General features: G+C 58.9%; 6 protein-coding genes and 1 pseudogene. 1 reads left to right on the plus strand and 6 read right to left on the minus strand.

Annotated elements, in window-relative coordinates; genetic code table 11:
* Nucleotides 1-469: 469 nt before the first annotated feature.
* The 6 genes from ENZ74_RS12280 to ENZ74_RS12305 all read right to left on the minus strand — a co-directional run bounded on the left by ENZ74_RS12280 (nt 470) and on the right by ENZ74_RS12305 (nt 8035).
* Nucleotides 470-2305: a CocE/NonD family hydrolase gene (locus ENZ74_RS12280; RefSeq protein ID WP_127224358.1), complete on the minus strand. Its 1836-nt coding sequence runs from the start codon at nt 2303-2305 to the stop codon at nt 470-472.
* 134 nt (nt 2306-2439) lie between these two features.
* On the minus strand, nt 2440-3441 hold the full coding sequence (locus ENZ74_RS12285) for an ABC transporter ATP-binding protein (RefSeq protein WP_063169341.1): 1002 nt from the start codon (nt 3439-3441) through the stop codon (nt 2440-2442).
* The gene (locus ENZ74_RS12290) at nt 3434-4444 is read right to left on the minus strand and encodes an ABC transporter ATP-binding protein (protein ID WP_063169342.1); all 1011 of its coding nucleotides are present in this window, start codon (nt 4442-4444) and stop codon (nt 3434-3436) included. The genes ENZ74_RS12285 and ENZ74_RS12290 overlap by 8 nt, the downstream gene beginning before the upstream one ends.
* On the minus strand, nt 4441-5373 hold the full coding sequence (locus ENZ74_RS12295; protein ID WP_063169343.1) for an ABC transporter permease: 933 nt from the start codon (nt 5371-5373) through the stop codon (nt 4441-4443). The genes ENZ74_RS12290 and ENZ74_RS12295 overlap by 4 nt, the downstream gene beginning before the upstream one ends.
* Nucleotides 5370-6359, minus strand: a complete 990-nt coding sequence (locus ENZ74_RS12300; protein ID WP_063169344.1) for an ABC transporter permease — start codon at nt 6357-6359, stop codon at nt 5370-5372. Before ENZ74_RS12300 ends, ENZ74_RS12295 begins: the two co-directional genes overlap by 4 nt.
* Nucleotides 6356-8035: an ABC transporter substrate-binding protein gene (locus ENZ74_RS12305; RefSeq protein WP_063170379.1), complete on the minus strand. Its 1680-nt coding sequence runs from the start codon at nt 8033-8035 to the stop codon at nt 6356-6358. Before ENZ74_RS12305 ends, ENZ74_RS12300 begins: the two co-directional genes overlap by 4 nt.
* 715 nt (nt 8036-8750) lie before the next feature.
* Here ENZ74_RS12305 and ENZ74_RS12310 point away from each other — a divergent pair.
* Nucleotides 8751-8940, plus strand: a pseudogene (locus tag ENZ74_RS12310) (IS5/IS1182 family transposase); the annotation flags it as partial.

Consider the following 8940-nt stretch of genomic DNA (forward strand, 5'->3'; position numbering starts at 1 on the left):
CTTCGTATCGCGGCGTTGGCGGTTTAATCGGGCCTAGTTCATTACACACTTCAGAGTGCCTCCCAGACATTGAGACTGATTCAAGATGGAGTGGCCAATTTCGACGGGTCTCAGCATTCTATCTGCACGGTGGTGTGTTCGTCGCATTCACAGTACAACGATGAACTCTGTGCCGTTGCTAAGTTGTTTGAAAAGAAACTCAACCGTGCTTCTCTAGCAGGTCCGGCACTCAATGATGGCGCGTTGCCACCCCAATTTCCCTATTGCTTAAATCAATGTGACAGCGCGCCTACGCCGCTGTGCAAAACATCAATTGTGAGTCTCACCGCCATTATGTGCCGATCCATGGACCCCCATTCCATGCTGATTGACGCGGGCCGATGGGGCAAGCTGCTTGATGTGAGAAGCGACGGGCTCCCCGACCGATCGCAGCTTGTTATCACCGTTTGTTTGAAATAGTGGAGGTAGGCTAGCCAGGCGGCAAGCTGTTCAAATTCGCCTTGCCGGCATGGGACCCCATCGCTGTCATCACAGGAAGCAGTACGTGGGAGGGGAACTGCTCGCAGTGATGAATCGTGTTCCGAGCCACTACCCATTCAGTTTCGTCCCAGTTGTTACCTCCCGTATTCAGGTTGCGGTCGAACCGCGGGAAGGCCGAACTAGTGATTTCCAGGCGAATTTGATGGCCGGCCGGAAACCAATTACTTGTGGCGTCGAGATCAATCTCGATTTTGCATATAACGCTCGGTTCCATGAAAACAGCCCGATCAAAGCCCTCGCGATAGCGGACGCGCAGTATCCCGTCCACCACGTCAATCGCACGGCCATCGGGATGTACGTCCAACAGTCTGGCCACGAAGTCCGTGTCCGGGGCCGAAGAAGAGACGAAGAGGACCGCCCGGACAAATCCGGTAACCTCCATGCCCTCTGTGAGGGGCGGTGAAGTGAAGCAGAGGACGTCTGGACGAAGCTGGACGTCCTGGTAATCGCGGGGTCCTATAGTAGTTCCACTTGACTTCCCGCCGTCCATCCCCAAGAACGGCGCCGGATCCCCAGGGTCGTAGGTAAACGTGTCAGCCGGCTCGTCGGCACTCGGAGGCTCTACATCAAGAGTCCCGTCGCCTAGACGGGTCGCGGCATTCCCGCCGCTGCGGAGGAACCAGTGCTGCAGTTCCACACCAAGAGGGGGCCATTCTGACGCGGCACGCCACTCGTTGCGACCCATCACGTAGTACTGGACGCGGGGCATTCCCTCGATCCGGTCGGGCTTGTCGTTCAGCCAGCAGTCGAACCAGTCCAGGTAGATCTGCCAGCAATCCAGGCGCGCGTCGCCCAGCTCGCGCTCGCCGATAACCGTCGGGGCTTTGAGACTCTCGGTGCCACAATGCGTGGCTGGCGACAGAATGATATGTTGGTGATCGCGTGCCGCCGGGCTCAATCCGCGAGCACTAAAAACGCGCTGCTGGTGAAGCGCGTCGGCAGCCCCCACGTCGTACCACGAGTTCACGAACAGGGCTGGGACGTCGATGGTCGAGTCCTCGCTAAGCATCCCATTCCGATCCCCCCAGGGATCGCCTGGGTCACGCGAGACCCAGTCCTCCCAGTCAGTCGGCGGTCCCCCAAGGCTCTTAAGCATGTTGACGAGCGGCAGCGACGCGAAAGCCCGCTGATACTCCTCATCGCTTTTCGGTTGCACTCGGGACCGGTCCTTCGCTGCGGTTTGGTGGAACCAGGGGACAAACGCGGCAACCTCCACCGCACCGCCGAGACGGAGATCCCCGTTGCGATATCGCCCTCCGGCAGAGCCGTTCGCGCCGCCCGATCCCTGCGCAATTGCGCATCGGTGGGCTGGATGGCACAACTGCGCCAGCAAAACCTGCGCGATACCAAGCGCCGAGCACCCATATGTGCCCACGCGTCCATTCGACCATGGCTGCTGCGAAATCCAGGACAGCGTGTCATAACCGTCGTCCCTTTCATTCTCCATGAGGGTGAATACGCCGCCGGAATCGAAGACGCCACGACGCTCCTGCACAAGTACAGCGAACCCTTGTCCAGCAAACATTCTTGCCACTTTGTGGCGAGGCTCAACCGGACAGCGATAGGGCGTCTTACCGTATGGAGTTCGGATAAGGATTGACCCGAGTTCCCCAGTGTAACCAATAGGCCGATACAGGTCCGTGGCGAGCTCAACGCCGTCCCGCATTGGAACGCGCAAGCCGGTCTGCAAAACCACTTCGTATCGCGGCGTTGGCGGTTTAATCGGGCCTAGTTCATTACACACTTCAGAGTGCCTCCCAGACATTGAGACTGATTCAAGATGGAGTGGCCAATTTCGACGGGTCTCAGCATTCTATCTGCATGGTGGTGTTCCAGCCCACCTGCCTGTGCAATACCAGATGGAATACGCTCATTGGGGTGGCGCTGATTGCATGCCTTTCACTTAGCGAGCCAGCAGGCTGACAGGTGCTGTGGTCCAACTTCGATCGCCGGCGGCTCCTCAGCTTTGCAACGGTCGAAGGCAAGCGGGCAACGAGGATGGAAACGGCAGCCCTTCGGCACGCGCGCGGCACTTGGAACCTCGCCCTGCAGGGCCGGCAACTCGGCGCGACCTGCGTTGCCGCCAATCTGCGGTGTGGCGTTGCGCAAGGCGACGGTATACGGATGGCGAGGGTTGAATGTGATCTCGTCGGCGCTACCAATCTCGACCAATTTTCCAAGATACAAGACCGCAATCCGGTCGGCGATCAGCCAGGCAAGGGGCAAATCGTGGGTGATGAACAGCAGCGCCATGTTGTGCCTGTCGCGCAAGTCAACCAGGACCTGAAGAATCTGAGCGCGTATCGAGACATCGAGCATCGATACAGGTTCATCAGCAACGATGAGTTCCGGCCGGACGGCAAGCGCTCCTGCAATCACGACGCGCTGGCGCTGCCCGCCGGATAGCTCGTGCGGGAAGCGGGCGAAGAAATCGCCGGGAGGATTGAGCCCAGCGGCCGCAAGCGCTTCACTCACCCGGTCGGCGAGTTGAGTGGCGTTACCGACCAGCCGCAGGGACTGCAACGGCTCCGCCACGATGTCGAACACGGTGTGTCGCGGATTGAGGGCCTGATAAGCGTCCTGGAAGATCATTTGCACGCGACGCCGGTACGGACGTAGAGCCGAGAAGCCCTCTACCGACCTCATGTCGCGGCCTTCGAACAGCATTCTGCCGCCAGTCGGCTTGGCAAGCTTGGTGATGACGCGGCCCACAGTGGTCTTGCCGCTTCCCGATTCGCCGACCAGGGCGACGATCTCGCCCCGCCCGACGTTGAGGTCGATCCCGTCTACCGCGCGCATGGCGCCGACAGATCGGCCCAGGACACGGTCGAACAGACCGCCCTGGATAGGAAAATGAACTTGCAGGCTCTCGAGACGCAGGATGCCGGCAGTGTCAGGCATGAACAGCGACCTTGTCTTCTTGCGTCAAGGACCGGTGAAGGTGACAGGCGACACGTCCCCGCCCGAACTTATTGAGGCTGGGGACTTCGGTCGCGCACCCCCCCATGACCGACGGGCAACGCGGATGGAAAGCGCAGCCCGAGGGTCGATTCACCAAGTTGGGAGGATCACCCGGTATTGGCCGGATCATCTTTTTGCCGCTCGCTGGGTTCGGGATCGATTCGATCAGCTGTCGGGTGTAGGGATGTTTGGGCTGGGCGAAAATCTCGGCGACAGTGCCATCCTCGACGATGCGGCCCGCGTACATGATCATTACGCGATCACAACACTTAGCCACCACAGAAAGGTCGTGGGTGATCAAAATCAGGGCGAGGCTCAACTGCGATCGCAAGTCGCCTAGCAGGTTAAGGATCTGAGCCTGAGTGATGACGTCGAGCGCTGTGGTGGGCTCGTCACCAATGATAATCGAAGGTCGACACGCGAGCGCCATGGCAATCATCACCCTTTGTCGCATTCCGCCCGACAACTCGTGAGGGTAGGCGGAACCACGATCCGCCGGGATGCCGACCAGTTGAAGCAACTCACTTCCCCGCTTGGTCGCCTCGCCCCGCGACATGCCGAGCTTCAGCATGCATGGCTCGGCGATCTGCTTGATAATGCGGTGAACAGGATTAAGTGCGTTCATCGCGCCCTGGAAGACAACGGACGTTTCGCTCCAGCGATGTGGCCGCATCGCCGCATCATCGTCGATCGGCAGTCGGTTGCCACGATAGCGCACTTGGCCGCCGCTGACCCGCGCGTTGGGTGATAGTAGACCAGCGATCGCCATCGCGGTCGTGGTCTTGCCACTGCCCGATTCTCCGACGAGGCCCACGGCCTCTCCGGCTCGGAGCGCGAAGCTTACGCCGTCGATTGCTCGCAATGAAACGCCCTTGAGCCCATAATCGACAGAGAGCCGGTCTATTTCCAGAAGCGGTGTTTTGTCCTGGGAGGAGCTGGTCATGGGATCACCCTCCGCCGTGGATTGAACGTGTCGTCAAGGGCACTGCCAATCAGGACGAAGCTAAGCGAAACCGTGAGTACGCACAGTCCTGGGGCGCCGAGGTACCACCAGGCTCCAGCACTGGCCGCGCCGGCGCGCTGAGCGAGCGAAAGCAAAGTGCCCCATGAAGGCTGCAACGGGTCCCCGAGTCCAAGGAATGAGAGCGATGTCTCGACATAGATTGCGCTGGCGACCACCAGCGCACCATTGGCTGCGATTTGCGGCACGAGATTGGGGAGGATGTGCCGCACCATGATGCCGAAATTACTGCTACCCGCAACGCGCGCACGATCAATGAATGGTCGCTCCTTAAGCGACAGTGTCTGACTCCGGACGATACGTGCAACAAAGGACCAGCTTGTCATGCCTATAACGACAATGATCACGAAAAGAGAAGGACGGAAGCCCAGGATTTCTCCACCGCGCCCCATCACCTCGAGAACCACGGGTGTAATGACCAGCGCCAGCACGAAGGACGGCATGACAAAAAAGAAGTCTGTCAAGCGCATCAGCCAGACGTCGACCCTGCCACCATAGTAGCCAGCGGTCGTACCGATTGTAGTCCCAACGACGAGGCTGATCACAGTCGCGAGTAGCGCAATCGTAAGCGAGATCCGGGCACCATGGAGGACCAGATTGAGCACGTCCCGCCCGATTTCGTCCGTGCCGAGCAGATGCTCGCCTGATGGGGGTGCGAGGAAATCGCCAGTTGCATTGATCGCAGTCTGGAGCGGTCCCGCCAGAATATTGGGGACCGCTCCCACAACAAGAAAGAATACCAGACATACGAGGCCCACCTGAGCACCGCCATAGCTGAGAAATTGACGCAGAAAGCCTTTTATTGCGCGCGCCCGGCCTCGCGGGCAATATCGAACAATATTGTCGCTCATTGTCGGACCCTCGGATCTAGAAGGCTGTAGGCAAGATCGGCTACGAGGTTTGCGAGAACAATTGAAACGCCAAGCAACAGGAATATGCCTTGAAGGACTGGGTAGTCCCGTGCGTTGAGTGCTTCCACCGTCAGCCCGCCGATACCCGGCCAGGCGAAAACGGCTTCGACAGTGATGGCCCCGGCGACCACATAGCCAATATTGAGGGTGATCAAGGTCACGACCGGTAGCATTGCATTGCGAAATGCATGACGCATCAGCATTTGACCGTTGGTCAGCCCTTTCGCCCGTGCGGTTACCATGTAATCCTCGGTGAGTACGTCACTCATTGCGGCACGAGCGACGACGACGTACTGGCCGATTAGCCCAAGCGCCACCGCAGTGGCGGGAAGCGTGAGATGTTGCAGGTAGTCGAGGAACGAACCAAGAGAGCCCGTGATCAGGCCGGGCGAGTATGCACCATAGCCCGGGAGCCAACCCAATGCCGTGCTGAAGATTACCACCAGGATCATGCCGAGCCAGAAAGCCGGCGTAGAATAGAGCGCCAGAGAGGCTCCGGTTGCGATACGGTCGCCGGCTCCTCCCCGGCGCCAGCCTGCGTAGATCCCAAGCATCACCCCAATAACGATTGCCATTATCTGAGCAACCCCGACTAGGACTATGGTGTCCGGCAGGCGTTCCGCTATCAGGTCTGCGACATGCCTGCCCCTGAACTTGAAGCTGTAGCCGAAATCGCCGCGGAGTGTTGCCGACAGGTAGTCGACCGCCTGGTCCGGGAACAGCGGCCGGTCAAGGCCCCAACGTTGGTTCTGCGCCTCAATCTGCTCGGCGGTGACGCTGACGCGCGCCCCGCCAAGCAAAAGAGATGCAGGGTCACCTGGAATAACTCGGAATAGGATGAAGTTCAGGACTGCCACCATCAGGAGGGTTATAGAGGCCCTGACGATGATGCGCAGGATGTGACGGCTCCCTCCCCCTCCGTTCACGGCGCGGGCACCGGCTTCAAGCGATCGAATGGGAAGTAGCTGTCCATCGACATGATGCCTTGCTTTCCCCAACCCTCGAAGCAATCCCTCCGGTGGGCTTCGAGCAGGGTGGGGTAACATAGTACGATGTAAGGCGCTTCAGTATAAATTAGTCGCGCTGCCTGGTCGACCAGCTTTTGGTTTTTCTTGAGGTCAACGGTGACCTGCACCTCCGCGAACAGTTTGTCGAACTCCGCATTCGTCCAGTACGCCTTGTTCTTGATGCCGATGGAATTGCTGCTGCCGAAGATGAGCAGGTCTTTAGGTGTTGGGCCTTGCCAGGTATCGGAAATGAGCAGATCCCACCCTCCGCCGCCTTTCGCCGGAGCTGCGGCGCGGGCGCTCAGCGCACCGGAGTCGAGCCGAGTCACCGATACAGGGATACCGATTTGCTCCAACCAGCCAGCGATAAACTGCACTGCCGCGACCGGCATCTCTATATTTGCTGAAGGTCCAGACACCAGCTCTAGCTGGAAACTCTTCCCGTCCTTGTCCTCCCGAATGCCATCGCCGTTCGTGTCCCGGTACCCTGCGGCGTCAAGCCGGCGGTTGGCTTCGGCGAGATCGAAGTGGCGCCTGATGTCGTTCAGATCTGAATAGTAATCGGCCGCCACCGGCATTGCGAGTCCGACACCAGGGTCGGCGTGTCCGCGCATGGCTCGATCGACGATGGCCTTCTGATCGATCGCGTAGCCGAGCGCATCGCGAAACGCCGGATCCTGCAGAGCCTTGGTGCTACCTGCGCCATCTCCCGAAGCGGTGTTGAAGGCGAGATAGGTTTTCTGAGCTATGCGGGATTCACCGACTACAATGTCGGGATCCTTCGAGAGATCAGCCCACTGGGCGGACGTCAGGTAGTTGCCATAATCGAGTTCCCCGCTCTTAAGACCTTGCGCAATCGGATCGGCGGCATCGAAGGACCGCAGGATCACCCCCGCGATTTGGGGCTTCCCCGTACGGAAATAGGGGTTCGGCGTCAGGCGTGTAAACTGGCCCTGGTGAAACTCCGAAACGATCATAGGTCCCGTACCCACCAAAGGCGGATCGTTGCGGAAGGTTACGCGTGCGTCAGCATAGCTGATGTCCTTCCAAATGTGCTCGGGAACGATCATTATGATATTGTCTATTGGCCAGGTCGCGGGGAACTTGGTCACGATCTGCAAAGTCTCGTCGTCGAACGCTTTGATGGACTCGACGTTCTCAAGACCGCTGGTGCTGTTCCACCCGACGTTTAGCTCGTCGGGCTTGCCTATGGAATCGTGCAAATAACTATAAGTGAACGCCGCGTCCCTAGCGGTAGCAGGCTGGCCGTCCGACCACTTCATGCCGGGCCAGATCTTGAAGGTCCAAGTGAGGTTGTCGTCGGCGACGGACCAAGATTGGGCAAAGCCCTTTCGATCGTCGTATCGCTGGGCGTCTATGCAGACCAAGAAATCATAGCAAATAGCCAAGGGCCAAAAGGAGCCCCAAGTGGCGAAGGGGTTCATCGAATCAGGGCCTCCACCCAGTCCGCCGATTCGCAGGATGCGATCGTCGCACGACGAGGCGAACGCCCTCGAGTTAATCCCCCAAGGGGTCGCCGAAATCGCCAGCATTGCCTTCATAAGCGCACGACGATTATATGAGTATTGGCTCATTTTATCCTCCCTGTTTGCCGGCTTTATCATCACTTCATGTTCACACGACCACGATGATCTACGGCCTCAACCCGGAACATCTGGCTTCCTTTTGACGGAAGCTCCACAGTCCCCTCATTCCAGATAAGTAGCAGTGCCCAGGGGGGTGGTTCCTGCAAATTGGCCGCTGTGCCTGCATGAATCCGGCGTTTTTCTCGATTCTGGGCACAGCTAGCCAGAATTAAAGTCGATTGGCCGGTTCCAGCTCCTGGCGGCGCCCACGGACAATTCGCATATAGCAAACGAGGCAGTCATTCAGGTTCTGTTCGCGACCTCGGGTTGGAGGGTCCCGTCGAGCCGCAAACGCCTTTATCACGGATGTGTGATGTCGGAATGTCGATGCCGAAATTCCAGAGGATATCCTCTTCCGGCACACGACGGTCTAAGAGGCGTTCGACAAGCTGCGCGCCGCGCAACAACACGGAGCTTGAGCCGCCCGTTGAAAAACGATGTAAACGCTGATGGATCTCCAGCCTGATGCGTGGCCGCCAGCTCGTCGACCGTGAACTATCCGCAAGCCATTGATCTGGCCTTTTGATTGAGGCGGATAGCGTCTTTTGAATTGCAGGATTAGCGGTATTTGGACGCTGTTTTCCTGCAATTCGGTTTTGCGATTCCCTTGTGCTGCGGAGCGTGATTCACTCGGTTCGGCGGCGGCGAATCGAGGGGACGGCGAATGTCCAAGCCACGCGAGACGGGAGAGCAGGACCTGTTCCGCTCCAGGCTCGATCAGATCATCAACATGAAGCAGGCGATCGACCGGCCGGTGCTGGAGGAGCGTTTCGGCGCCGTCTATTCGGACGGCCCCGGCATGCCGCCGCTGCCGACCCGGCTGATGGCGGGGCTGGCGATCCTCAAGCACACCT

Source organism: Mesorhizobium sp. M7A.F.Ca.CA.002.15.2.1, assembly GCF_003998715.1.
Lineage (GTDB): Bacteria > Pseudomonadota > Alphaproteobacteria > Rhizobiales > Rhizobiaceae > Mesorhizobium > Mesorhizobium ciceri.